Source organism: Mitsuaria sp. TWR114 (assembly GCF_007997345.1).
The window spans coordinates 1-25,334 of sequence record NZ_VOSR01000001.1 but is presented as its reverse complement, the minus strand read 5'-3'; the positions used below and the strand labels follow the sequence as shown (position 1 = coordinate 25,334).

Here is a 25,334-nt window from a genome sequence, read left to right as displayed (position 1 = left end):
CGACGAGACCGCGCGCGCGGCGCTGCTGCTCGGCGCGCCACGGCACGAGGCGGTCTACGACTTCGGCGGTTTCCCGCCGGCGCTGTCCGCGCTGCGCTACGACGCGCCCGGCGATCCGGCGCTGGCCGAGCGGCTCGGCCAGACGCTGGCCTTGCCCGTCGTCGAGCACGGCGGACTGGACCACGGCATCTGGACCGCGCTGCGCTACCTGATCCCCGCGGCGGACGTGCCGGTGATCCCGTTGACGCTGACGCCGCACGCGTCGCCGGCGCAGCTGATGGCGCTCGGCGAGCAACTGCAGGGCCTGGGCGCGGACGGGGTGCTGGTCCTGGGGACCGGCAGCATCACGCACAACCTGAGGCTGCTGATGCGCTCCGCGGTCACCGGGACCGCCGCTGGCGACGGCGTGCCGGAGATGCCGGAATCGGCTGCCTTCCGGCGCTGGTTCGCGGAGCGCTCGGCGGCCCGGGACTGGCCGGCGCTCGCGGCCTACCGGGCGCAGGCACCCCATGCGACGCTGATGCACCCGACCGACGAGCACCTGCTGCCCTGGTATGTCGCCGCCGGTGCCGGCGGTCGCGATCATGCGCCGTTGCGGATCCACGAGGGCGTCACCTTCGGCTGCCTCGGAATGGATGCCTATGCGTTCGGGCCGCAGGCCGGCGCGCTCCAGGACGCGCTGGCGCATGCCGATGCGCGTGCCGATACGCCGGCCGACGCGCCCGCCGCGGCCTCCTGATCCGCCGACCCACCAACGACAACGGCCCCGCAGGGCCGTTGTTCATCAGGACACCGCGTCGGCGATCAGAGGAAGATCGCCGCGAGGATCCCGAGGATCAGCGCCCACTTGACGATGTAGTAGCCGAGGCGGGATCTCGCCTTGAACGCCTTGAAGAACAGGCGCACCTTGTACGCGTGATAGAAGAACTTGTTGAGGCCGCCGATGGGCTCGCTCTCCAGGTTCTGCGTCGCCGCCGAGGTCATCACCAGCTTGCCGAAGGCGCGGTTGAGCCAGCGGATCGGCGCGAAGTGGACCGGGCGCTCCACGTCGCAGAACAGGATCACGCGCTGATGCGTCGTGGTGTTCTCGGCGTAGTGGATGAAGGTCTCGTCGAACATCACGTCCTCGCCGTCCTTCCAGTGGTAGCGCTGGCCGTCGACCTCGATGTAGCAGCCCGGGTCGTTGGGCGTGGTCAGGCCCAGGTGGTAGCGCAGCGAGCCCGCGTAGGGGTCGCGGTGACGCACCAGCTTCGCGCCCGGCGGCAGCGACGCGAACATCGCCGCCTTCACGCCGGGGATCTGCTTGAGCAGCTCGACCGTGCGGGGGCACAGCGCGTTGGCCGAGGCCATGTCCCGGTCATACCACTTCAGGTAGAAGCGCTTCCAGCCGGTCTTGAAGAACGAGTTGAAGCCGATGTCGTTGTAGCCGGACGCGGCCTTGATGAAGCCCTCGTCGTTGAGCTTGAGGGCTTCCTCGCGGATCACCTGCCAGTTGTCGCGCAGCAGCTTGAGCTCGGGGAACTCGGCCGTGTTCAGGTAGGGCGTGGCGGGGGCGCGGGAGAACAGGTACATGACCGCGTTGATCGGCGAGATCAGCACGGTGAAGTCGGTGAGCGCGCGGGCCAGCTTGAAGCGGACGCGGCCGCGGAAATGGGCGTACAGCGCCGAGGCGATGAAGATCGCCAGCACCCAGTAACGCGTGGGCGGCAGCCAGTCGGCCATGTGTCGGGACTCCTGAAGACAAGCGGCGGATTATCGGCGATCGAGCGCCAGCGACGCCGCCCAGAAGGCCATTCCCCCGAAGGCCAGGGCGACGCCCACCCATCCGGTGGAGGTCCAGCCGTGGCCCGCGGCGATCGCCAGCCCGCCCAGCCAGGGGCCCAGCGCATTGGCCGCGTTGAAGGCGGAATGGTTGAGCGCCGCGGCCAGCGTCTGCGCATCGCCGGCGACATCCATCAGCCGCGTCTGCAGCACCGTGCCCAGCCCGCCGCCGCAACCGATCAGGAAGACCACCGGCAGCAGCGTCCACAAGTGGCCGGCGGCGAAGGGGTACAGCGCCAGCGACGCGGCGCTCCACAGCAGCAGCCCGCCGACGGTGGGCATCAGCGCGCGGTCGGCGGCCCAGGCGGCGCCAAGCGTGCCGGCCGTCATCCCCATGCCGAACACGCTCAGCACCACTGGCAGCAGGCCGGGGCCGGCGCGGGTGACCTCGAGCAGCGTCGAGCCCAGGTAGGTGTAGACGGCGAACATGCCGCCGAAGCCGATCGTCGCGATGCCCAGCGTCAACCAGACTTGGCGGCGGCCGAGCGCGCCGAGCTCGCGCATCGCGCTGGCGCCGGGCTGGACGCGGTCCTTCGGCGCATGCATCGCGACCAGGGCCGCCGTCAGCAGTGCCAGCAGCGTCACCACGCCGAAGCCCCAGCGCCAGCCCGCCCACTGCCCCAGCGCGTTGGCCAGCGGCACGCCGACGATGGTGGCCACGGTGAGGCCGAGCATCATCAGGCTCACCGCCTGGGCGCGGCGCTGCGGCGCCACCATCGACGCCGCGACCAGCGCGCCGACGCCGAAATAGGCGCCATGCGGCAGCCCGCTCAGGAAGCGGAACAGCAGCATCGCGTGATACCCCGGCGCCAGCGCGCTGAGCCCGTTGCCGACGGCGAAGGCCAGCATCAGCAGGATCAGCAGCGTGCGGCGCGGCACCTTGGCGCCAAGCACCGCCAGCAGCGGCGCGCCGACGACCACGCCCAAGGCGTAGGCGCTGATCACGTGTCCGGCGGCGGGGATGTCGATGCCCAGATCGGGCGCGAAGAACGGCACCAGGCTCATCGCCGCGAATTCGGTGGTGCCGATCGCGAAGCCGCCGATCGCCAGCGCGAGCAGCGCCCAGCCGGTATGGGCACTGGGCAGGGGATCGTCGGAAAACTCGGGCGAGGCGATCGGTGAGGCGGCGGACATGTCGGAACGGCTGAAAGAAAACGTTCAGGAAACGTTCAGCATTGCAACATGAATCGATCGCCGGGACGGCGCAGGGGTTCTGGAGAGCGCCCCGAAAGCGGGGAGCGGCCGCATCGCGACCGCTGGAATGGGGAAATCGGGGGGGAATAGCCCGGGCGGGCCAGGGAACCAGGGGAACCCCAAGGGAGGAGACCCAGCACCGCGAGACGACCGGCGCGCGTGGGTGGAGCGGGCGAAGGGAGTCGAACCCTCGTCATTGGCTTGGGAAGCCAAGGTAATAGCCGTTATACGACGCCCGCGGTGGGAGCGGATTATGGCCCAAGCCGGCGAGGCGCCGACCCAGGCTTCACAGCATGTACCCCCCATCGATGGTCAGGCTCGTGCCGGTCATGTAGCCCGACTCGGGCCCCGCGAGGAAGGACACCAGCGCGCCGATTTCGCCCGGCCGGCCCATGCGGCCCATCGGCAGCTTGTCCTTGAGGTAATCGGCGAACGGCGCGGTCATGTCAGTCTCCACGGGCCCCGGCTGGACGTTGTTGATCGTGATGCCTCGCGGCGCCAGGTCCAGCGCCAGGTTCTGGGCCATCGACGCGACCGCCGCCTTGGTCATCGCGTAGACGCTGCTGCCGGGCGTGCCGGTACGGATCGCCGTGTTGCTGCCGATCGTGATCACGCGCCCGCCCTCGCGCATCTGCGCCACCGCCGCCTGGATCGCGAGGAAGACGCCCCGCACGTTGACGTTCAGCGACAGGTCCAGGTCCTCCAGCGACACCGCGTCGACGGTGCCATGGCGCAAGACGCCGGCATTGACCACGGCCGCGTCCAGCGGCCCCAGGCGCTCGACCGCGCGCTCGACCGCCGCGCGCAGCGCCGCCGGATCAGCGCTGTCGGCCGGGATCGCCAGCCCTCGCCCGCCCGCAGCCTCGATCGCGGCGACCACCGCCTCCGCCGCGTCCGGCCGCGACACATAGGTCAGCGCGACATCGAAACCATCGCTGGCCAGCCGCTGCGCGATGCCCGCGCCGATCCCGCGCGAGCCGCCGAAAACCAGCGCCACGCGGCGCGTCCGGGGGGATGTCGTCATCGCTGCTTCCTTCCTTCGATCCTCGGATCGTTTACTGGAACAGTCGTTCCACAATCAAGCAAAAAAAAGCGGGCTCACTTCAGAGCCCGCAAGGCAAGTCGCGCCAAGGCGCGCAATTCGGCTTCGCCCGCGCCGCCGCGCGCGGCCAGCCGCAGCGCCGCGATCTGGGCAAACAGGAAACTCACCGCCTGGCGCGGGTCGAGCGCCGCCGACAGCTCGCCATCGGCCTGCGCCGCGCGGACCCGCTCGAGCAGCGCCGCCTGCAAGGCCTGGCCAGCCGGCGCGCGGATCTCGATCAGTTCGGCGCTGCCTTCGCTGTCGGTGCCGAACTCCTGCACCGAGCTCACGCCCAGGCAGGGCCGGTGGGCCGTCGCCGCGACGCGCTTGAGCATCCGCTCCAGGCCATCGAGCCCGGTCTTGCCGGCCTTGAGTTCGCGTAGGTGCTCGCCGGTCTCGTCGTCGGCATACCGGCGCAGCGCCGCGCAGTACAGCGGCCACTTGCCGCCATAGGTGTTGTAGAGGCTCTGCTTGCCGATGCCCATTGCGGTGGTGAGCATCTCGGCGGACGTGCCCGCATAGCCATGCTCGCGGAACAGCGCCACCGCGGCGTCCAGCGCGAGCTCGGGATCGAATTGCTTGGGTCGGGCCATGCGGCGGACTGTAGCGATTCTGGAATGGCCGTTCCAGATAAAGGGGATTGACGGGAGGCGCGACGCGGTCCGCCGCCGCGATTCGCGCCACCTTGCCGCGCCGCTCAGTCCCAGGTGGGCGCGAAGTCCGGATTGACCAGGCGCTCGCCGCGGTCCAGGGTGGCGATGCGTTCCATGTCGGCATCGTCCAGCCGCAGCGACAAGGCCTGCAGGTTGGCCGCCTGGTTGGCCGGTCGGGTGGAGGACGGAATCACCGCGAAGCCCTGCTGCAGCAGCCAGGCCAGGGAGACCTGCGCCGGCGTGGTGCCGTGTTTGGCGGCGATGTCCTGCAGCACCGGGTCGGCCATGACCTTGCCGTAGGCCAGCGGCATGTAGGCCGTCAAGTGCAGGCCCTGCGCCCGCGCGAAATCGGCCACCGCGCGGTTCTGCAGGAAGGGATGGCACTCGACCTGGTTGGTGGCCAGCGCCGCGACGCCGACAAGTTCGATCGCCTCGCGCATCTGCGCGACGGTGAAGTTGGACAGGCCGATCGCGTGCGTCAGGCCCTGGCGTCGCGCGTCGAGCAGCGCTTGCAGCGTCTCCTTGAGCGGCACCGCGCCGCCGGGCGACGGCCAGTGGATCAGCGTCAGGTCGATGGCCTCCAGGCGCAGCTTGGCCAGGCTCTCGCGCAGGCTCGGGACCAGGCGGTCACCGGACAGCGATTCGGTCCAGATCTTGGTCGTGACGAAGAGCTCGGCGCGCGGCACGCCGCTCTCGGCGATCGCCTGGCCGACCTCGGCCTCGTTGCCGTAGATCTGGGCGGTGTCGATGTGGCGATAGCCGAGCGACAGGCCGCTCCTGACGGCGTCGATGACGGTCTGCTCCTTCAGGCGGAAGGTGCCGAGACCGAGGGCGGGCATGGGGCGTGTGGAGGGGGTCATGGGAACTCCAGAAGGGGGAAATCTGGGGAGGAACAGGAAGGACTGCGGCGGGCGGTCGCGTTCAATGTCCGACGACGACCGGACCGGCGCCCGGCGCGCGTCGCGGCAGCGGGAAGCGGCGGTCCAGGCGGCCGGCCAGCACCGTCAGCGCGAAGGCGACGAGCACCACGATCGCGCCGATCCACGGCGTGTGCAGCAGCCCGAGCCGGTCGACGATCAGGCCACCGCCCCAGGCGCCGCCGGCGATGCCGAGGTTGAACGCGGCGATGTTCAGGCCCGAGGCGACGTCCACCGCCTTCGGCGCGTGGGCCTCGGCCTGCTGGACGACGTAGAGCTGCAGGCCCGGCACGTTGCCGAAGGCGAAGGCGCCCCAGGCCAGCACGGTCAGCACCGCGGCGATCGGCGAGTGCGCGGTGACGCTGAGCACGAACAGCACCACGGCCAGGCCGAGGAAGATGCGCTTGAGGGCGCCGACCGGACCGCGCCGGTCGGCGAGCCTGCCGCCCCAGACATTGCCGAAGGCCACCGACACGCCATACACGAGCAGCACCAGGCTGACCCCGTTGGCCGAGATGCCGCTGACCTGCTGCAGGATCGGCGCGAGGTAGGTGAAGGCGATGAACGAACCGCCGTAGCCGACGGCCGTCATCGCATAGACGAGCAGCAGGCGCGGCTGGCGCAGCGGCTCGAGCTGCTGCAGCAGGCGGGCCGGCGCGGGCTGGGCCAGCTGGCGCGGCACGAAGGCCAGGCTGGCGACGAAGGCGACCAGGCCCAGCGCGGCGACGGCCAGGAAGGTGGCGCGCCAGCCGAAATGCTGGCCGACGAAGGTGCCCAGCGGCACGCCCGTGACCAGCGCGACGGTCAATCCCGAGAACATCGTGGCGATGGCGCTGGCCGCCTTCTCACGGGGCACCAGGCTGGTGGCGATGGTCGAGCCGATCGAGAAGAACACGCCGTGCGCCAGGCCGGTCAGCACGCGCGCGACGACCAGCGCGCCGTAACCGGGCGCCAGCCACGCCAGCAGGTTGCCGGCGGTGAACAGCAGCATCAGCGCCAGCAGCAGCTGCTTGCGCGGCCAGCGGCCGGACAGCGCGGTGAGCACCGGCGCGCCGATGGCCACGCCCAGCGCGTAAAGCGAGACCAAGAGGCCCGCGGAGGGAAGGCTGACGCCGAGGTTGGCGGCCATGGTCGGGATCAGGCCCACGATGACGAATTCCGTGGTCCCGATGGCGAAGGCGCTGACGGTCAGCGCCCAGAGGGCGATCGGCATGAGGAGGACTCCTGCGGTGAGGGGACGATGGGCGCCAGTGTGCGCATTCGCCCCTTGCAGAAAAAGCCTCGAACGGCCAAATGATTTTTGCCCCTGTCGCAAATATGATGCCGTGATCCCCGGGGCGCGGCCGGCCTCGGGCCCGACCTTGGACAGGAGCGCCCGCCCATGAAGAGCACCCTCGACGAACTCGCCGTCCTCGCCGCCATCGTGGACGCCGGCTCGATCAGCGCGGCCGCGGAGCAGCTCGGGCAGGCGGTCTCGGCCGTCAGCCGGGCGCTGAGCCGGCTCGAGCAGAAGCTGGGCACGACGCTGATGCGGCGCTCGACGCGCCGCCTGGAGCTGACCGAGGAGGGCCAGTTCTTCCTGGCCCGCGCCCGCAAGGTGCTGGCCTCGGTCGAGGAGGCGGAGGAGCAGCTCGCCCTGCGCCGCGACCAGCCGGCCGGGCGGCTGCGCATCAATGCCGCCTCGCCCTTCATGCTGCATGTGCTGGTGCCGCTGATTGGCGGCTTCCGCGAACGCTTCCCGCAGATCGAGCTCGAGCTCAACAGCAGCGACCAGATCATCGACCTGCTGGAGCAGCGCACCGATGTCGCGCTGCGCATCGGCACGCTGGCGGATTCCTCGCTGCATGCGCGGCCGCTGGGCAGTTTCCGGCTGCGCGTGCTCGCCAGTCCGGCCTATCTGGCGGCGCACGGCCGGCCCACCAAGGTCGAACAGCTGAGCGGGCATTGGCTGCTCGGCTTCACCGCGCCGGAGAGCCTCAACACCTGGCCCCTGCGCTGGTCCGGCGGCGAGGGATATCTGATCAACGCCACGCTCAGCGCGTCCAGCGGCGAGACCCTGCGCCAGCTCGCCCTCGCCGGCCAGGGGCTGGTGACGCTCTCGGACTTCATGACGACGCAGGACCGCGCCGACGGGACGCTGGTGCAGGTGCTGGCGCCGCACACCGTCGACACCCGCCAACCGGTGCACGCGGTCTATTACCGCAACACGGCGCTGGCCTCCCGCATCAGTTGCTTCCTCGACTACCTGGCCGAACGCATGGCCGTGTTGCAGGGCGCCTGAAGCGCGCGTGGCGGGTCTCCCTCCCCTGGAGAGGCAGTGGCCCACCTCTCCATGCGATAGCCCTCGCCGACAGACGCAGATGGACGGAATGGTCTGCGGCCGCTTGCGCCGCGAGCATCTCGGCTCCCTCACTACGGAGCCGAGCCATGACGCTCTCCTTCCCCCGTCTCCCTCTCCTCGCGCGGTCGATCCTGCCGCCTTTCCTTGCCACTTCCTCCCTGCTGATCGGCGCGGGTCCGGCCACCGCGGCGGACGGCGCCACGGGCGGCCACGTGCTGAAGCAGTCGGCCTTGCTCGCCGACGAAGCGCGCCTCACCAACGGCCCGCTCATGACGGCGATCAAGCGGGCGATCGCCACGCTGCCCAACGAGCAGGTCGAAGCGATCGTCCCCAATCGCAGCGCGAACCCCGCCAACGTCCGGCGCGTCGAGCGCCTGATGTCCAGCGCCGACTGGGACTATCTGTTCCCGCTGCGCGCGCCCGAGTACACCTATGGCGGCTTCCTGCGCGCGATCGGCAAGTTCCCGGCGGTCTGCGGCGACTACACCGACGGTCGGGATGCCGATGCCATCTGCCGCAAGACCCTGGCGACGATGTTCGCCCACTTCGCGCAGGAAACCGGGGCGCACGAGAGCTACCGTCCCGAACCCGAATGGCGCCAGGGCCTGCGCTGGGTGCGCGAGATGGGCTGGACCGAGGACATGCGCGGCGGCTACAACGGCGAGTGCAACCCCGCCACCTGGCAAGGCAAGACCTGGCCCTGCGGCACCTTCGCCAACGGCGACTACAAGAGCTACTTCGGCCGCGGCGCCAAGCAGCTGTCCTACAACTACAACTACGGCCCGTTCTCGCTGGCGATGTTCGGGTCCGTGCGCCCGCTGCTGGACAAGCCGGAACTGGTCGCCGACACCTGGCTGAACCTGGCCAGCGCGGTCTTCTTCTACATGTACCCGCAGCCGCCCAAGCCGCCGATGCTGTTCGTCGTCGACGGCACCTGGCAGCCCAATGCGCGCGACCTGGAGAACGGCCTCAAGCCCGGCTTCGGCGTGACCACGCAGATCATCAACGGCGGCGTCGAATGCGGCGGCTCGGTGGAGGTGGCGCAATCGCTGAACCGGATCAGCTACTACCGCGCGTTCGCCGCCCACTTCAAGGTGGCGGTCCCCGCCGATGAAGTGCTCGGCTGCAAGGGCATGAAGCAGTTCGACGAAGGCGGCGCCGGCGCCACCCCGATCTACTGGGAGCAGGACTATCGCTGGGTTCCCACGAACCCGGAAGGTCGCAGCTACGCCTGCAAGCTGGTCGGCTACCAGACGCCGCATTCGGCGCTGACGGCCGGGGACTACGTGGCCTGCGTCAAGCACCACTTCCCCGACGCCACCATCGTCGATGACCGCGTCCAGACCTGGGGCAGCAACGACCGCAAGGGCACGCTGGACACCGTCTACGAGTACCAGAATCCCTACACCCGCCAGACCGAGTACTTCAGCCTGCAGGGCCTGGGCAGCGACGGCCGCTACTGGTACTTCCCGACCGACAAGACCAACAACCGCTTCTGGGTCTACCTGGGCACGGACAAGAACGAGGCGCTGGCCGCCAACGGCCGGATCGCCGCGCTCCAGTCCTGGGGGGCCAATGATCGCAAGGCGGCGATCGGCGACCGCTTCCGCTACCTGAACCCGCACAAGCCGGGCCTGCCGATGGAGGTCTACGAGCTCCGCGCCACGGGGTCCGACGGCCGCTACTGGTACTTCCCGACGACGTCCAGCGCCAACACGTACTGGACCTATGTCGGCCCCGCGGTGACGAGCGCCGGCTCGCGCTGACCTGCCGGTCCGCTGATCCGCTGATCCGCTGATCCGCTGATCCGCTGATCGCGGAACGGTGACCGCACCGGCGGCGCGTCGACAACGACGCGCGCGGCCGCATCAGCGATTGATGTCGCCGATGCACAGGTATTTGGTCTCGACGTATTCGTCGATGCCCTGGTGCCCGCCCTCGCGCCCCAGCCCTGACTGCTTGACGCCACCGAACGGCACCTCCGCCGACGAGATCAGCCCCGTGTTGATGCCCACCATCCCGGATTCCAGACCCTCCGCCACGCGGTAGATGCGGCCGATGTCACGGCTGAAGAAGTAGCTCGCCAGCCCGAACTCGGTGGCGTTGGCCATCGCGATGCCCTCGGCCTCGGTGGTGAAGCGGAACACCGGCGCCACCGGCCCGAAGGTCTCCTCGCGCGCGCACAGCATCTCGGACGTCGCCTCGGACAGCACCGTCGGCTGGAAGAAGCGGTCGTGCAGCCGTGCGCCGCCCACCAGCACCTTGGCGCCCTTGGCCACGGCGTCGGCGAGATGGCGCTCGACCTTCTCGACGGCGGCGTCCTCGATCAACGGTCCCTGCGTCACGCCGGGCTCGAAGCCGTTGCCCACCTTCAGGCCACCCACCTTCTCCGCCAGCTTCGCCACGAAGGCGTCGTAGACCCCGGCCTGCACGTACAGCCGGTTCGCGCAGACGCAGGTCTGGCCGGCATTGCGGTACTTGCTGGCGATCGCACCCTCGACGGCGCTGTCCAGGTCCGCGTCGTCGAAAACCAGGAAGGGCGCGTTGCCGCCCAGTTCCAGCGACAGCTTCTTGATCGTCGGCGCGCACTGCGCCATCAGGATCCGGCCGACCTCGGTGGAGCCGGTGAACGAGAGGTGCCGCACCACCTCGCTCTCGCACAGCACCTGGCCGATGGCGATCGAGTGCTCGCCGTCGCCGGTGACCACGTTCAGCACCCCGGCCGGCATGCCGGCGCGCTGCGCCAGTTCGGCCGCGGCCAGCGCGGTCAACGGCGTCTGCTCGGCCGGCTTGATCACCACCGGGCAACCGGCCGCCAGCGCCGGCGCGACCTTGCGGGTGATCATCGCCAGCGGGAAATTCCACGGCGTGATGGCCGCGCACACGCCCACCGGCTGCTTGATGACCAGGGTGCGCTTGGACGCGTCGGTGGTCGGCACCACCTCGCCGCGCACGCGCTTGGCCTCCTCGGCGAACCATTCGACGAAGCTCGCGCCGTAGACGATCTCGCCGCGCGCCTCGGCCAGCGGCTTGCCCTGCTCGGCCGTCAGGATGCGCGCCAGGTCGTCGGCATGCTGGATCAGCAGGTGGTACCAGCGCATCAGGATGGCCGCGCGCTCCTTGGCCGTCTTCGCCCGCCAGGCGGGCCAGGCGGCGTTCGCGGCGGTGATCGCCGCGTCGGCCTCCGACGCCCCGAGGTTGGCCACATGCGTCAGCAGCGCGCCGGTGGCCGGATCATCGACGTCGAAGCGGCTCGCGCCGCCGACCCATTCGCCGTTGATCAGCGCGTCGGTCTTGAGCAGGCTCGGATCCTTGAGCTGTGCCAGCGGGGAGGTCTTGGGGTCCATCGTCGCCATGTCCGTGCTCCGTGTCTCTGTCCGGGAAAGGCCGGCATCCTAGCCGCGCCATCCCGGCCGCCATGTCAACGCCGCGTCAACGGGCTCGGCTCCCTATAATCGAAAGCTTCGCGAAATCAAGCGTTTGGCCCCGTTCTCCGGCAAACCGCGCACCCGCGAAGACACAAACTGATTCATGTCGCAGCGACGTCTGCGCCACACCGCACCGCCAGGCCCATCAAGCAAAGGACAGGCATGAAAGCCGCTGAGATCCGCAACACCTTCCTGAAGTTCTTCGAATCCAAGGGCCACCAGATCGTCGCGTCGAGCCCGGTCGTGCCCGGCGACGACCCGACGCTGCTGTTCACCAACGCGGGCATGAACCAGTTCAAGGACGTGTTCCTGGGCTTCGACAAGCGCGCCTACACCCGTGCCACGACCGCGCAGAAGTGCATCCGCGCCGGCGGCAAGCACAACGACCTGGACAACGTCGGCTACACCGCGCGCCACCACACCTTCTTCGAAATGCTGGGCAACTTCAGCTTCGGCGACTACTTCAAGAAGGATGCGATCGCCTATGCCTGGGAACTGCTGACCCAACACTTCAAGCTGCCGGCCGAGAAGCTGTGGGTCACCGTCTATTCCGAGGACGACGAAGCCTACGAGATCTGGAACAAGGTCGTCGGCGTGCCCGCCGAGCGCATCGTGCGCATCGGCGACAACAAGGGCGGCCGCTACATGTCCGACAACTTCTGGATGATGGGCGACACCGGTCCCTGCGGCCCCTGCACCGAGATCTTCTACGACCACGGCCCTGACGTGGCCGGCGGCCCCCCGGGCTCCGCCGAGGAGGACGGCGACCGCTACATCGAGATCTGGAACAACGTCTTCATGCAGTTCAACCGGACTGAAGACGGCGTGATGCACAAGCTCCCCAAGCCCAGCGTCGACACCGGCATGGGCCTGGAGCGCCTGGCCGCGGTGCTGCAGCATGTGCACTCGAACTACGAGATCGACCTGTTCGTCAACCTGCTGGCCGCGGCCAAGCAGGCCGTCGACGGCGCCGGTGCCGTTGACTGCGACAAGGACTCGCCGTCGCTGAAGGTCATCGCCGACCACATCCGGGCCTGCTCCTTCACCGTCGTCGACGGCGTGATCCCGGGCAATGCCGGCCGCGGCTACGTGCTGCGCCGCATCGCCCGCCGCGCGATCCGCCACGGCTACAAGCTGGGCGCCCGCACCCCGTTCTTCCACAAGCTGGTCGCCGCGCTGGCCAGGGAGATGGGCGACGCCTACCCCGAACTGCGCCGCGACGAGGCCCGCGTCACCGAGGTGCTGAAGCAGGAAGAGGAGCGCTTCTTCAAGACCATCGCCACCGGCATGGAACTGCTGGAATCGGCGCTGGCCGGCGGCGCGAAGCAGGTCGACGGCGATACCGCCTTCAAGCTGCACGATACCTACGGCTTCCCGGTGGACCTGACCGCCGACGTCTGCCGCGAGCGCGGCGTGACTGTCGACGAGGCCGGCTTCAACCGCCTGCTCGAGGAGCAGAAGGATCGCGGCCGCCAGGCCGGCAAGTTCAAGATGGCGCAGGGCCTGGCCTACACCGGCGCGGCCACGACCTTCCACGGCTATGAGCACCTCACGCGCGAGGACGCCAAGGTCGTCGCGCTGTACGTCGACGGCTCCGCGGTGCAGAGCGCCGATGCCGGCGACGACGTGGTCGTCGTGCTGGACCACACCCCCTTCTATGCCGAGAGCGGCGGCCAGGTCGGCGACGCCGGCGAGCTGCGCAACGCGAGCACCCGCCTGGTCGTCGACGACACGCTGAAGATCCAGGCCGACGTGTTCGGTCACCACGCCCAGGTCGTCGAGGGCTCAGTCAAGGTCGCGACAGCTTCGTCGCCAAGGTCGACACCGAACGTCGCGCCAAGACCGTCCGCAACCACAGCGCGACCCACCTGATGCACAAGGCGCTGCGCGAGGTGCTGGGCGCGCACGTCCAGCAGAAGGGCTCGCTGGTCAATGCCGAGCGCACCCGCTTCGACTTCGCGCACACCGCGCCAATGACGGCCGAGGAAATCCGCAAGGTCGAGACCATCGTCAATGCCGAGATCCTGGCCAACGCCGACACCGACGCCAGCGTCATGGCGCTGGACGACGCGCAGAAGAGCGGCGCGATGATGCTGTTCGGCGAGAAGTACGGCGAGACCGTGCGCGTGCTGAGCATCGGTTCGTCGAAGGAACTGTGCGGCGGCACCCACGTGCATCGCACCGGTGACATCGGCCTGTTCAAGATCGTCGCGGAGAGCGGCGTCGCCGCCGGCATCCGTCGCGTCGAGGCGGTGACCGGCGACAACGCGCTGCACTACCTGCAGTCGCTGGAGTCGACGGTGCAGGCCGTGGCCGGCACGCTCAAGGCCGCGCCGGCCGAACTCGAGCCGCGCGTGCACGCCGTGCTGGAGCAGGTCCGCGCGCTGGAGAAGGAATTGGCCGCCGCCAAGAGCAAGCTGGCCTCCGCGCAAGGCGACGAGCTGCTGTCGCAAGCCGTCGACGTCAAGGGCCTGAAGGTGCTGGCGGCCACGCTGGTCGGCGCCGACGCCAAGACGCTGCGCGAGACCATGGACAAGCTCAAGGACAAGCTCAAGACCGCCGCGATCGTGCTGGCCGCCGTCGATGGCGACAAGGTGCAGCTGGCGGCCGGCGTGACGGCCGATTCGATCGGCAAGGTCAAGGCCGGCGAGCTGGTGAACTTCGTCGCCCAGCAGGTCGGCGGCAAGGGCGGCGGCAAGCCGGATCTGGCCATGGCCGGTGGCACCGATGCCAAGGGTCTGCCCGCCGCGCTGGCCAGCGTGCAGGCCTGGGTCGGCGAACGCGTCTGACACACAAGCGGTGCAGACTCCGGGTGGCGGCGGTCATCGAACCGCCCGGCCCGGCGCGCTGACGAACCCTCTTCTTCAAGGGCCCCGGTCGGGCCCTTGTCGTTTCATGCAACTGGAGTAGCAATGACTGACACCCCGATGGCCGACGAGTTCGGCGACTCGATTGACGTCGAGAACGCGCAGCGCCTCGGCGAGCTGCTGGCCGTGCTGGCCGGCCAGGCTGATCCGGATGCCCCGGCGATCACGCTGGACACGCTGGATGGCTACCTGACCGCCCTGCGCGTCGGCCCGTCGGACGCCGCGCCGATCCAGGCGATGGACGCGCTGTTCGGCGAGGACTGGCCGGCCGGCCTGGACGAGGAGGACCTGACCGACGCGTTCATGGAAGCGCTGCACGTGCGTTGGAACGAGATCGGCGACAGCCTCGAGCCGCAGCCGCTGCTGGAGGCGCCCGAGCAGATGCACCTGACGCCGCTGATTTCCGAATTCGATGAGGAAACCAAGGCCGAGTTGGTCGCGCAAGGCGCGATCACCGCCGAACTGCTGGAGCGCATGCCCGCGCCCGGCGCGATGTGGGCCCAGGGCTTCCTGCAGGCGGTCGAGGACACGCACGCCTGGACACTGCCGGACGGCGACGGCGCCGACGACCTGCGGCTGATGCTGGAGGCGGTCGAGGCGGTGACGCTGGCGGCGGACTCGACGCCGCGCGCGGCCTACATCGAGAAGGCCTATGAAGAACCGGACGGCATCGACCAGAACGCGCTGATCGACGACATGCTCTTCACCGTGCAGGACCTGCGCCTGTTCTGGATGCAGCAGCGGGTGCTGAAGGATGCGATCTCCGGCCTGGCGAGCGACGACTCGACGCACTGAGCCTCACACGGACATCACATCGACCACCGAACGCCGGCCTCGCGCCGGCGTTGTTCATGGTGCCGGCGGATGGGCCTCGACGGCCCGGTTCGGCCTCGGCCTGCCTGCGCAGTTCGTCCTTCCCGGAGCCCAGCGAGCCTTCAGCGTCAGAGCCGGCCCTTGCAATTCGGCGCGCCGCAGCGGCAACGCAATCGCCCCTCGTGATGGCTCTCGCCGTAATCGGCGCAGATCTCCTCGCCGGGCGCGATGTCGCGGATCGCGTAGAACTCGGCCCGTCCCTGCCGGATGCGCAGCACCGCGTTGGGCGCGCAGCTGTGATTGACGTGGCGCAGCGCGCAGTCGGACTTCGTTGCGTCGATCGCCGTCTTGTCGGTCACCTCGACGACGTGGATGCGGCGTCGCCCCTCGATGCGCCGGCGGGCCTCGCGCACCGGCACGATCTCGCCGCGCATCTCGCCGATCTTGAGCCGCGCCGGGATCGGCTCGGCGGCGAACACGCCCAGGCCATCGATCGGGCTCTTGTCCACGGTGAGCGCAAAGCGCTCGGCCGGCTGCGGCTCGCCCTTGCGACGCGCCGGTGCCTCGGTGGCGACGGCTGCGGCGGGGACAGGAGCGACGGAACTCAGTCGAGGCATGAAGACGAGGCGCGGTCCTGGCCGCGGAGAATCGGGAAAGGCGCATTGTCGCGCCGTTGCCACTCGCCGCCGGGCGCCGCCGGAAGTTCGCGGTTGACGGCCGCGACGCACGTCCAAGATACTGGCCCGCATGTCCCTCGCGAACCGCACCGTCTTCGTCGTCGTCCAGCCGTGCTGCATGTGCCTGATGCATGCGCACCTGTGCGCACGCCAGCCGGGGCAGCGTCGATCGCGGTAGACCCTCCCCACGGATCCGGACCTCGACGTCCACCCCCAGGATCCCCGACTCCCCCCGACAAGGCCCGCGTTACCCGCGGGCCTTGTCGCTTTCCGCCCTCGGTCCTTCACCCCACCAGGAGACCCCGATGCAGACCCCGCCCCCTTCCCCCCGCGACCTCAGGATCGCCGACGGCCTGACGCTGAGGCGCCCGCGCGTCGAGGACGCTCGCGCCCATGCCGAGCTGATGGGCCATGCCGGCGTGCAACCCTGGTTGCTGCAGACGCCTTACCCCTCGGAACTGCAGTGGCAGGAGCGATTCGGCAAGGCGCCCGACACCAGCAGCGGCGAACTGGTGCTGCTGGCCTTCGATGGCGACCGCCTGGTGGGGTCCGCCGGCTTGCATCCGGTCGGTCCGCAGGCCCGCCGTCGTCACGCGATGATGCTCGGCATCGGCGTGCATCCGGAAGCGCACGGCCTCGGCGTCGGCTCGGCGCTGATGGACGCGCTGGTGCGTCACGCGGACGACTGGCTGGGCTTGCAACGCATCGAGTTGACCGTCTTCGTCGACAACCTGCGGGCGATCCGGTTGTACGAGCGCTTCGGCTTCGAGCACGAGGGGCGTCTACGCGGTTTCGCGCTTCGCGAGGGTCGCTACGTCGATGCGTTCACGATGGCGCGCCTGCATCCGCGGCCGCCGGTGATCGAACGCTCGCCGGAGTGAAGTCAGGCGCGGCGCCGCTTGCCCGGGGCCGGCTCCGGGCGCGCTCCCCGTGTGATCAGTCCATCGAGACGAGCGCGCCTTCGGCGCTGCGCCGCTGGGTTTGCGCATGCAAGTCACCGTCGGAGGCGCGGCCTTGCGGTTGGGAGGAGCTGTCGGTGCTGCGGTCGGGAACCGCAGGCTGGGGGGCTGGCGGACGGCTGGGCTGCCGCTTGCCGGTGATCAGCAGGCGAGCCAGCTTGACGACCTCGCTGGCCTGCGCCGGGGCGGCGGGCAGAAGCAAGGCAACGCCCAGCAGGGCGGCCCCCAGCAGGGCCAGAGGATGCCGGTGGGCGGTCTGCGCTTGTCGTTGTCGGCTCTGCATGGTCTCCCCGCGCGAATCTGGATCTTGGCGTCGATGGTGGAGTATCGAAAGTCAGCCCCCTCGCCGCCAGAGGCTGGCGACGAATTGCGCCCTGGAGCGGCTGACTTGCGGTCAGGCGGGATGGGTTCACCCCGGCGAGGAGGCGCCGGCCCCGGCCTGCGGCGCCCCGCGGCGCGTGGGTGCTCGCAGCCCCGCACCGCGCACCTCGAACCGGACCTGCTGCAGCACATGCCCGCGGTTGTCCAGCAGCGCGAGTTCATGACGTCCCGGCATCGGCAGCCAGTCCAGCGTTGCCCCTTGGCCGATGACGCGACCATCGAGGCGCCATCTGGCCGTCGCGCCGCGTTCGAGCCGCCCGTCATGGGTGAAACGAAGTCGCTGCGCCGCTGGCGGGATGTCCGGATCCAGGGCGTAGATTGCTCCGTCGGCGGGATTGCTGAGCGCGACGGCCGTGCCGGCGGGCTGGATCACCGCCTGTTCGGTCCCGGCGATGAACCACTCCCGTCGCGGCGGCTCCTGCGCGCTGTCGAATCGCGCCTGCCGAGCGACCACCCCGCGGGGGGGATCGACCGACTCGGGCAACCGTCCCGCGTGCAAGGCCAGCATCACCTCGCGCCAGACCGGCGCCGCGCCGCTCACACCGGAAACCTGCTGCATCGCCTCCCCGCTGGAGTTGCCGACCCACACGCCCACGGTGTAGCGGCTGGTCCAGCCGACGCACCAGTTGTCCCGCATGTCCTTGCTGGTACCCGTCTTGACCGACGCCGGGAACGGCAAGGCCAGCGCGCTGGACAGGCCGAAGGTGAGCGCCCGCGCGTTGTTGTCCGCCAGCACGTCGCCGACGATGAAGCTGGCCCTGGGGTCCGCGACCTGACGGGACGACGCGCGCTTGGCGCCCGCCGCCCGCTGCCCGCCCGGCAGCGCCGCGTCGGCATACCTGCCGCCGTTGGCCAGCGCTCTGTAGGCGTTGGTCAGCCCCAGCAAAGTGACGTCCGCGCTGCCCAAGGCCAGCGAGGGACCGTAAAAGCCGCCCGTCTCGGGCAAGCGCAGCCCGAGGGCGTTGAGACGTTCGAAAACCGCCTCCGGCGTGAGCATCAGCGACAGCCGCACCGCCGGGACGTTGAGGCTGCTGCCCAGCGAAGCCCGCGCGCTGACCCAGCCGCGGTACTGCTTGTCGTAGTTCTGCGGCAGATAGAGTCCAGCCGCCGTCGGGATCTGGGCCGGTGAGTCGTCCAGCAGGCTCGCCGCAGTGATCAGGCGGCGCTCGATCGCCAGTTCATAGAGGAAGGGCTTGAGCGTCGAGCCGGGCTGCCGCCGGGCCAGCACATGATCCACCTGCGCCGACTCCGACAACTGGCTGCCGCTGGAGCCGACCCAGACCCGGACTTCGCCGCTGGCGTTGTCGAGCACGAGGACCGCGCCATCCTCGACCTGCCGACCGGACAGTTCCGCCAGATGCCGCCGCAGCGACTGGACGGCGACCCGCTGCCAGGTGGCGTCCAGCGTGCTGCGCTGCGCCGCGGGTCCGCCCGGCTGGAGCGCGAGACGGGCGAAATGCGGCGCCCACTGCGGTGCGTCGGCCACCGTCAGCACTTTGCGACGCAGGACCGCCCCCACTTCGTCCACGAGGCCATCGCAACTCTGGCGCATCGCCCGCAGCACGCCGCAAGCCCGCGCGCTGATCGTCTCCACCGGCGAGTTCGGCCCGCGCAGCATCGCGGCGAGCATCGCTGACTCCCGGGCGTCGAGTCCGCTCGCCCGCTTGCCGAAAAGCGCCTGCGCGGCGGCCGGCACCCCGACCAGTTCGCCGCGCAAGGGCACGCGGTTCAGATAGGCCTCGAGGATCTGCGCCTTGGTCCACTGGGTCTCCAGGCGACTGGCCACCCACGCCTGCCCCAGCTTCTGCCGGAAACTGCGCCCCCCCCGGTGCGCCAGGTCCTCGTCGAGCAGACCCGCGAGTTGCATCGTCACCGTCGAGGCCCCACGCGTACGCGTGTTCCATAGGTTCGCCCAGGCGCTGGAGGCGACTGCCGACCAGTCGACCCCGCTGTGCTCGTAAAAGCGCTGATCCTCGGACAACAGCATGGCCCGCAACAGCGACGGCGACATGTGCTCGACCGGCACCCAGGCGAGGACGCGGCGTTTCGGATCCAAGCGGACCGTCTGCAGGACCTCGCCGCGTCGGTCCAGCAACTGGAAGTCCGACACCGGATGCGAGGCGCGCGTCTGCGCAAAAGTGGGCAGCGTCTGGGCACAGGCGCCCCCCAACAGCCCCACCAAGCCGGCGACAAACACGGCGCCACGCTTCGCCGCTTGTGCGAAGCGGGCGCGCGAGCAGTCGCCGGCCCCGTTCAAGGCGCACCTCCAAGGTGGCGTTCGGCAATTCGCCGAACCGGTCGGGCGAGTACATCGCTTCGGCGCGTGTGGTCGGCATTTGGAAGCGCCCGGCGTTGTTCAGACGCACCGTGTAGGTCAGCACATGTCGACCGCGCGGCAGATAGCCGAAGTAGGCTCGCCAGGCGGTGAAGCTGCGCTCGATGAAATCGGGCCAGGCCTCACCCTCGGCGCGTTCTCCCTGGCTGTCGATCGAGCCCTCGACAACGGCAGCGCCGGTCGGCAACGGATCGCTCAGCACCACCCAGGACATGTCGGCCGCCGCCTCGACCTCGAGCCGCACTCGCATCACGTCGCCACGCGACCAACGCGGCGCCGCCTTCTGAGACACCGCCGTGACGGTCCGCTTCACGGTGTATCCCGAGTTCAGCGGAGCCTTCAACGGAACGGCCGACAAGGCCTGGATCGTGGCCCAGGGCTTGCCTTCGCCCGACTGCTGGACCGACAAGGTGGCCTCGCCCGAAGCGGGCCAGGGCAGACGCAGTTCGCCGCCACCGGGCTTGCCTGTCCAGTCCAGCGTCGCGGAAGCGGTGGCGAGCTTGGCCTCGGTTCGACCCTTGATCGCCTGCGATTCGAAGCGAGCGGAGAATTTCTCCAATGCGAGGGCGCCCCAGAGGTTCGCGGTCGTATTGAACCAGGCCCCTCGTTCCTGACGAGCGAGCGTGCCCACGACCAGCCTCGGCAGGTCCTCCTTCCATGCCGGGTCGTCGACCAGCGCAAGGATCGCGCGCGCCGCCGTGGCGTCACCGCTGCCCATCAGCCACCAGGCGTCGCCCTCTTCGTTGACGAAACGCAGCGTGGTTCCCGCGAAGCCCAAGCGGCTTCGCAACTGGTTCTGCGCCGCGGCGATCTGGGCAGCGCGGTCCGGCGCCGAGGCCATCCGCTGATGCAGCACCAACCAATCGATGACGGCGCTGGTGGGCCAGTTCGGCAGGTTGCGGCCGTCCACCGTCCCCAGCTGCCGCACCGTCGCCTTGTCGTGGCGCGCCAGCGCGGCCAGGGCGGCAATGCGCCGCGGCTCCTCGTCGGGCCGAGGCGACCAATGCCGACGCTCGATGCGCCCCTCCACGAAAGCGGCCAGGCCGTCGAGGGCCTTGGTGAGCTGGGTCGTAGGCAGGGCGCGTCCCGACTCCTGCGCGGCGGACAACAGATGGGCCGTCAGGACGTCGCTCCCCTGGGTGAGATGGCGCGACAGCGGAAAGTAGGAGAAGAGCCCATCGCTGTCCTGGTAGCTGAACAGCTGTCCCATCAGCCCAGCCCATGCCGCGTCGTCGTGCAAGGCGATGAATCGCGAACTCTGCTGCTCAAGGCAGGTGAACGGGTATTGTTCGAAGTAGCGCCTGACGCCGGGCAGCGCGCTCGACAGCCGAGGCTGGAGCCCGATCTGCAGTCCGCCACGTTTGACGCCCTGCGCTGGCAAGGCGTCTACCGGAGCGGCGACGGGAAGGCTGAGCGGCCCATCGAGTTGACGCAGTGTCGCCTGGAGCACCCGCAAAGGCACCGCCGCCTGGACGGCTTGCGTCGTCCGCATGGCGTCCTTGGCTCGCGTGCCGCCCTGTTCCTCGGCTTGCGCTTCCCAGACGATGCGCTGCGCGCCTTCGGGGATCACGATGTCCCAACCCACTTCCTGCGCAGCACCCGCCGCCAACTTCACGAGGCGTGCTTCCGTCGGCACCGGTTGCTCCCCGGCCTCCAGGCTGGCCTGACCCTTGAGACTCACGCGCAAGTCCATCGCGCGCTGCGTCGCGTTGCGCACCGTGACCATGGCCTGGACGCGATCGCCTTCGCGCACGAGCGGCGGCAGGCCGGAGAGCAACTGGAGGTCCTGGCTCACATTGATGCTGCCCTCCCCCGTGCCGAAGCGCTGCCCGGGCGCGTCCGCGACGGCAACCAGCCGAAAGCGCGTCAGCGAGTCGTTCAGCGTCACCTGCACGAGGGCCTCGCCCTGCGCGTTCAGCTTGACCACCGGCTGCCAGGCCAACAGCGTGTCGAAGAGTTCCCGCGTGGCGAAGCCGCCGCCGCCACCGGCCGCCACCGCTTTCCGCCCGTAATGGCGCCGACCGATGATCTCGCTGTGCGCGGTCGCTGTCGTCACTCCCCAGGCGCGGCTCTGGATCATGCCTTCCAGCAGCTTCCAGCTCGGGTTCGGTGCCAAGGCCAGCAGGCCTTCGTCGACCGCGGCGAAAGCGATCTGCGCGTCGGGGACCGGCTTGCCATCCTGCGTGACCCGAAGCTTCACCTGCGCACTCTGGCGAACCCCGTACTGGGGTTGCTGAGGCACCACCTCGACCTGCAGGCGATGCTTGGCCTGCCCGATCTCGATGGCCGCCATGCCGAACTTGAAGGAGGGTTTGGACAGGTCGACCATGGCCGTCGGCGGCTGGTAGTCGCCGGAGGCCCGCCACTCACGCCACCAGTTGACCGGCTCGCGCCATCCCCAGGAGAAGAACGAATACCAGGGCACGTCACGCAAACGCCCCCGAAGGACCATCACGCCGACGTAGGCGTTCGGCGTCCAATTGCGGTCGATCTTCAAATCCAGCCAGGGATCACGCCCCGAGAGCCGCCGCACCGCGCTGTGGAGCACCCCTTCGCGTTCGACGGTGATCAGCGCGGTCGCCTCCCGGTAAGGCATGCGCACCTGGAAGCGCGCCGTCTCGCCCGGTTCATAGCGACGGCGTTCCGGGATCACGTCGATGCGGTCGTCGTTGTCCTGGGCGAACCACAGTTCACCGGCTCGCGTCACCCACAACGAGCGCGCGGCGCGCGCCGTGCGGCCACCCTCGTCCGTCGCCGAACCGAGCAGTTCGACCTGACCGCCCTGGAGTTCGACCTGACCGCCCTGGTTCAGCTTGATTTCGCAGCGCATCAGTCCCATGGCGTCGGTCTTGCCGCTGCAGAGCTCTCCCAGATCCTTCAACTGGCGCTGATGCTCGTAGGCGTAGAAGCCCCCCACCAGGCGCTTGCGCGTGCTCAGCGTCTGGATCTGACGCGCGCCCACGCTGATCTTCTGATTGGCGAGCGGCTTGCCGTTCGTGTCCAGCGCCACCGCCTGAATCTGTAAGGGCTGTCCGTTGGCGATCCAGCTCGGTGCGCGCAGGCCCACGACCACGTTCGCCGGCCACACGACCTGCGAAGCCGCGCGCGTGTGCGTCTGGCCATCGGGATCCCGGTAGCTCAGCTCCACGCGCAGCTCGGACGGCCGGTCCACGGTGCCCTTCAGCGGCACCTTGAACTGGATCCCGCCTTTCGCGTCGGTCTGCAAGGCGAGCTTGTCGAGCAGCAACCGGCTCGCGCCGACCGGACCGCCTGGAGCTTCGTCATCACCCGGGTCGCTTTCGCTCCCGCTGTCCGGCCCTTGCGCGGAGGGAGGATCGAACACGAAGTCCTCGAATCCTGGAAACTGGGCCCATCGAGCTTGCAACAGCGCACTCACCTCGGTCGCCGCCTTGGCCATCGGACCACCGGCCATGAAGTTCAATTGCGCCGCCCAGGATTGCTCCTGCGCACCGGGGGCAGGAGACTTCGGTGGAATCAGTCGCGCATCGACCAGCGGCACGCGGAACTCTTCCACCTTCACGCCGCCGCTGTCCCAACTCCGCGGTCCCGACGTTTCGCCGCTGCGCTCCATCACGAAGCGATAGCGTCCCAGCTTCGCGTCCGCGGGGACCTTCCAGGAACTCACGGCGTAGCGTGCCCCCTCCCAGCGCAGGTCCAGCGAGGCGACATCTTCGCCCGTCCCTTCGAACTGGATCCTCAGCCTGTTTGGCAGTTGATCCGCAGAAGGGTCGGAGAGCCCCTGGACCGTCTCCAGACGGAAGAAGTGCTTCATGGAGACCGTCTCACCGGCCCGCAGGAGAGGCCGATCGGTCACCGTGTGCGCCCGTGCGGCGCGTTCAGAGCCCCAGGCGACGGGCACGTTGAAACGCCACGGCTCGATGCCACGACTCCAGCCGCTGAACATGAAGGTCATGTCCTGAGCTTTGCCAGGCCGATCAAGCCGCGCCGTGATGAAGAGCCCCGACTCGGCAATGCACTCGCCACGCCCTCGATCTGCATCGAGATTGGGGCGATCGATGCTCGCAAGTCCTCGCGCGTCGGTCCGCCCCGTCCACAGGGACTTGCCCCGACAGTCATACACCGAGACCTGCGCCGATTCGACCGGGAGACCGCCATCGAGCGAGGTCACCCACACGAGGCTGTCGTCTTTTCCCAGCTTGAAGTGCAGGCCGAGATTGGTGACCAGGGTTCCGGTCCGGACGAACATCGGCTGGACGGGGTCGAGCAGCGATTGTCCGAGCTTCGGCGACTTCAGCTCGAGCACGTGATAGCCCGGTTGCGACAGTGGAATGCCGATCACGTCGATCGCCTTGTCCGGATTCGGCTGCGGTACTGTCATCGACTGCAGATCCGCCGCGCCCTTCAACCATTCGGACTTGCGGTCTTCCCATTCGTTTTGCTTGTGGAGCCGACCGTACCAACGAAGGATGTCGACGTCGTCGCTGATGCGCTTGATACGTAGATGTCCGCCAGAACGCGGTTGCAGATCCGCTTGCACGTGCCGCATGCTCAGCGGCACGAGGCTGGGGCCCTTGGATTCCCACTCGACGATGCCAAAAGGTGCCGCGGCGAACTTGGCCAAGGGAGGCGCCGCGGCAGTCCGGATCTTCATTGGAAAGCTTGCAGCATTCGAGAGCGCTCGGCCACTCTCGTCCTTGACTCCAGGAGGGAGCTCCAACACATAGTCCTGCTGTTCGGCCAGCGGTGCAGGAAAGCGCAGCGAGGAGAACGCGTTCGTCGAATCCTGATCCTGGTCTGCCGGCAGAATCGGCGACAGGCTGACGCCGTTGGGGCCCTTCAGCCTCACCTTGAGCGCTTGCTCTCTGACGATCGGCTCAGAGAAGGACACCGACAGGGGACGCACCGGTAGGCACGGCGCATTCGCGCGCTCACGTTCACAAGAGAAGTCCGCCGTCAAAGGAGGACGCACGGAGAAGTGAAACCGGCGCTCCCCACGTGTACGCACCGCCGCGTTGGACGCGCCCGTAATCCCAGGCCCCCAAACGACACTGGCATCCGCGCCTGCTGGCAGCGGGCGTTTGCACGCAACGAGAATCCAAGTTTCGCTATCGGTATGCCGCTGCCCGACGGCTCGAAGTGCTGCATCGCGCTCCGCATTGGGCCGCAGCTCCACGGGAATGCGCTCACCAAGTGCCTTCGATTCGCACCACATGTTGGGCGCGACCGTGTCCAAGCGCGGTGTTCCGGACAGTTGTAGGAGAAAACGCTGATCCTCCTCGATGCGCCCGCCTTCCCAAGGCCTCACCTGCTGCACGGTTGGCGCGCTCAGCTGGAACATGAACTGTTGAGCGCCGGACCAGCCCGGTGCCGCTCCGCGCGCGGTGGGGCGGAAATCGGCGCGCGCGGTGACAACGCACTTCGCGCCTGCGGCCAATGGACGGGAGAAGTCGAAGATCCACTCGCGCTCGTTAGTCCATCGACCTGTGCCTGCGACGTCGATGCCGTCGCACCGCAGCTCGACAGGGCGAGGCAACCGGGGATCTCCAATACGTGCAACCTCAGCCTTGAAACGAACGACAACGTTCTGAACCGTAGCGATTTCTCCTTGAGGAGAAACGGACGCGATTTCGGCTGCGTTACAGGACCTGCCGATCAAAAAAAATGCCAGTAGCGCCAGCTGCAAAAAGCTCGCTGTCTTTCGTGCTCGATACACACTCGCTCCTCGGAATCCCGGACGAGCAAGCAGTCTATTTCGCGCAAGACTGAAAACACAGCCCCACAAAAGGGGCCATCGCATCCCCCGAAAGTCGGCAGCGCGCTCAGTGCATCGTTGATGATCGGGGAAATGCCGGAGAGCGGCATCCCAAAAGCAAAACCCCTCGACT

Annotated in this window: 16 protein-coding genes, 1 tRNA gene and 2 pseudogenes; 6 read left to right on the top strand and 13 right to left on the bottom strand. The window is 68.9% G+C overall.

From position 1 onward, the window contains the following. Nucleotides 1-739 (top strand): dioxygenase (locus tag FUT87_RS00090; protein WP_147239689.1); only part of this gene is annotated, 739 nt, incomplete at its 5' end. Between the two features lie 65 nt (nucleotides 740-804). Here FUT87_RS00090 and FUT87_RS00085 read toward each other — a convergent pair. The 7 genes from FUT87_RS00085 to FUT87_RS00055 form a co-directional block, all read right to left on the bottom strand. Further along, nucleotides 805-1,722, bottom strand: a complete 918-nt coding sequence (locus FUT87_RS00085) for an aspartyl/asparaginyl beta-hydroxylase domain-containing protein (protein WP_091734142.1) — start codon at nucleotides 1,720-1,722, stop codon at nucleotides 805-807. 30 nt (nucleotides 1,723-1,752) lie between these two features. Next, nucleotides 1,753-2,955 carry an MFS transporter gene (locus FUT87_RS00080; RefSeq protein ID WP_147239688.1) on the bottom strand — a complete coding sequence of 401 codons (1,203 nt, stop codon included), beginning with the start codon at nucleotides 2,953-2,955 and terminating at the stop codon, nucleotides 1,753-1,755. Nucleotides 2,956-3,179: 224 nt separating this feature from the next. Then, nucleotides 3,180-3,254 (bottom strand) — tRNA-Gly (locus tag FUT87_RS00075). A gap of 47 nt (nucleotides 3,255-3,301) precedes the next feature. Then, nucleotides 3,302-4,039, bottom strand: coding sequence for an SDR family NAD(P)-dependent oxidoreductase (locus tag FUT87_RS00070; protein ID WP_147239687.1), 738 nt, complete (start codon nucleotides 4,037-4,039; stop codon nucleotides 3,302-3,304). 74 nt (nucleotides 4,040-4,113) lie between these two features. Continuing rightward, the gene (locus FUT87_RS00065) at nucleotides 4,114-4,689 is read right to left on the bottom strand and encodes a TetR/AcrR family transcriptional regulator (RefSeq protein ID WP_147239686.1); all 576 of its coding nucleotides are present in this window, start codon (nucleotides 4,687-4,689) and stop codon (nucleotides 4,114-4,116) included. 104 nt (nucleotides 4,690-4,793) lie between these two features. Continuing rightward, nucleotides 4,794-5,588, bottom strand: a complete 795-nt coding sequence (gene dkgB / locus FUT87_RS00060; RefSeq protein ID WP_147239685.1) for a 2,5-didehydrogluconate reductase DkgB — start codon at nucleotides 5,586-5,588, stop codon at nucleotides 4,794-4,796. An 82-nt stretch (nucleotides 5,589-5,670) separates the two neighbouring features. Beyond that, the gene (locus FUT87_RS00055; RefSeq protein ID WP_147239684.1) at nucleotides 5,671-6,879 is read right to left on the bottom strand and encodes an MFS transporter; all 1,209 of its coding nucleotides are present in this window, start codon (nucleotides 6,877-6,879) and stop codon (nucleotides 5,671-5,673) included. A gap of 168 nt (nucleotides 6,880-7,047) precedes the next feature. Between FUT87_RS00055 and FUT87_RS00050 the strand changes: the two genes are divergently transcribed. Together FUT87_RS00050 and FUT87_RS00045 are read left to right on the top strand one after the other, a co-directional pair. After that, entirely contained in the window at nucleotides 7,048-7,947 is a 900-nt protein-coding gene (locus FUT87_RS00050; RefSeq protein ID WP_147239683.1) for a LysR substrate-binding domain-containing protein, read from the top strand. 146 nt (nucleotides 7,948-8,093) lie between these two features. Continuing rightward, nucleotides 8,094-9,773 (top strand): chitinase, encoded by a 1,680-nt coding sequence (locus tag FUT87_RS00045; RefSeq protein WP_147239682.1) that lies wholly within the window; start codon nucleotides 8,094-8,096, stop codon nucleotides 9,771-9,773. 102 nt (nucleotides 9,774-9,875) lie between these two features. Here the strand turns inward: FUT87_RS00045 and FUT87_RS00040 are convergent, their stop codons facing one another. Beyond that, nucleotides 9,876-11,354: an NAD-dependent succinate-semialdehyde dehydrogenase gene (locus FUT87_RS00040; protein WP_147239690.1), complete on the bottom strand. Its 1,479-nt coding sequence runs from the start codon at nucleotides 11,352-11,354 to the stop codon at nucleotides 9,876-9,878. Between the two features lie 243 nt (nucleotides 11,355-11,597). Here FUT87_RS00040 and alaS point away from each other — a divergent pair. Further along, a pseudogene (alaS, locus tag FUT87_RS00035) lies at nucleotides 11,598-14,224 on the top strand (alanine--tRNA ligase). A 123-nt stretch (nucleotides 14,225-14,347) separates the two neighbouring features. Further along, a complete protein-coding gene (locus FUT87_RS00030; protein ID WP_147239681.1) occupies nucleotides 14,348-15,097 on the top strand; it encodes a UPF0149 family protein in 750 nt (249 codons plus the stop codon). A gap of 146 nt (nucleotides 15,098-15,243) precedes the next feature. Here the strand turns inward: FUT87_RS00030 and FUT87_RS00025 are convergent, their stop codons facing one another. Next, a complete protein-coding gene (locus FUT87_RS00025; RefSeq protein WP_091734159.1) occupies nucleotides 15,244-15,732 on the bottom strand; it encodes an SET domain-containing protein in 489 nt (162 codons plus the stop codon). 365 nt (nucleotides 15,733-16,097) lie between these two features. Between FUT87_RS00025 and FUT87_RS00020 the strand changes: the two genes are divergently transcribed. Continuing rightward, entirely contained in the window at nucleotides 16,098-16,673 is a 576-nt protein-coding gene (locus tag FUT87_RS00020) for a GNAT family N-acetyltransferase (protein WP_183481076.1), read from the top strand. Nucleotides 16,674-16,728: 55 nt separating this feature from the next. Here FUT87_RS00020 and FUT87_RS00015 read toward each other — a convergent pair whose 3' ends face one another. From FUT87_RS00015 to FUT87_RS29775, 4 genes and pseudogenes are all read right to left on the bottom strand, one after another. Continuing rightward, nucleotides 16,729-17,034, bottom strand: a complete 306-nt coding sequence (locus tag FUT87_RS00015; RefSeq protein WP_091734163.1) for a hypothetical protein — start codon at nucleotides 17,032-17,034, stop codon at nucleotides 16,729-16,731. Between the two features lie 126 nt (nucleotides 17,035-17,160). Next, nucleotides 17,161-19,242 carry a penicillin-binding protein 1C gene (gene pbpC, locus FUT87_RS30145; protein WP_255511592.1) on the bottom strand — a complete coding sequence of 694 codons (2,082 nt, stop codon included), beginning with the start codon at nucleotides 19,240-19,242 and terminating at the stop codon, nucleotides 17,161-17,163. 199 nt (nucleotides 19,243-19,441) lie between these two features. Further along, nucleotides 19,442-23,695 (bottom strand): annotated as a pseudogene (locus FUT87_RS30140) (alpha-2-macroglobulin family protein); the annotation flags it as partial. Between the two features lie 1,406 nt (nucleotides 23,696-25,101). Further along, the coding region (locus FUT87_RS29775) for a hypothetical protein (protein WP_222617006.1) at nucleotides 25,102-25,334 on the bottom strand (233 nt) is incomplete at its 5' end.

Excerpts from the sequence above, each read along its gene's own strand:
- dkgB (WP_147239685.1), bottom strand. The coding sequence starts at position 5,588 with ATGCCCGCCCTCGGTCTCGGCACCTTCCGCCTGAAGGAGCAGACCGTC.
- FUT87_RS00025 (WP_091734159.1), bottom strand. The coding sequence starts at position 15,732 with ATGCCTCGACTGAGTTCCGTCGCTCCTGTCCCCGCCGCAGCCGTCGCC.
- FUT87_RS00030 (WP_147239681.1), top strand. The coding sequence starts at position 14,348 with ATGACTGACACCCCGATGGCCGACGAGTTCGGCGACTCGATTGACGTC.
- FUT87_RS00070 (WP_147239687.1), bottom strand. The coding sequence starts at position 4,039 with ATGACGACATCCCCCCGGACGCGCCGCGTGGCGCTGGTTTTCGGCGGC.
- FUT87_RS00065 (WP_147239686.1), bottom strand. The coding sequence starts at position 4,689 with ATGGCCCGACCCAAGCAATTCGATCCCGAGCTCGCGCTGGACGCCGCG.
- FUT87_RS00055 (WP_147239684.1), bottom strand. The coding sequence starts at position 6,879 with ATGCCGATCGCCCTCTGGGCGCTGACCGTCAGCGCCTTCGCCATCGGG.
- FUT87_RS00015 (WP_091734163.1), bottom strand. The coding sequence starts at position 17,034 with ATGCAGAGCCGACAACGACAAGCGCAGACCGCCCACCGGCATCCTCTG.
- FUT87_RS00020 (WP_183481076.1), top strand. The coding sequence starts at position 16,098 with ATGCAGACCCCGCCCCCTTCCCCCCGCGACCTCAGGATCGCCGACGGC.
- FUT87_RS00080 (WP_147239688.1), bottom strand. The coding sequence starts at position 2,955 with ATGTCCGCCGCCTCACCGATCGCCTCGCCCGAGTTTTCCGACGATCCC.
- FUT87_RS00045 (WP_147239682.1), top strand. The coding sequence starts at position 8,094 with ATGACGCTCTCCTTCCCCCGTCTCCCTCTCCTCGCGCGGTCGATCCTG.
- FUT87_RS00085 (WP_091734142.1), bottom strand. The coding sequence starts at position 1,722 with ATGGCCGACTGGCTGCCGCCCACGCGTTACTGGGTGCTGGCGATCTTC.
- FUT87_RS00050 (WP_147239683.1), top strand. The coding sequence starts at position 7,048 with ATGAAGAGCACCCTCGACGAACTCGCCGTCCTCGCCGCCATCGTGGAC.
- FUT87_RS00040 (WP_147239690.1), bottom strand. The coding sequence starts at position 11,354 with ATGGACCCCAAGACCTCCCCGCTGGCACAGCTCAAGGATCCGAGCCTG.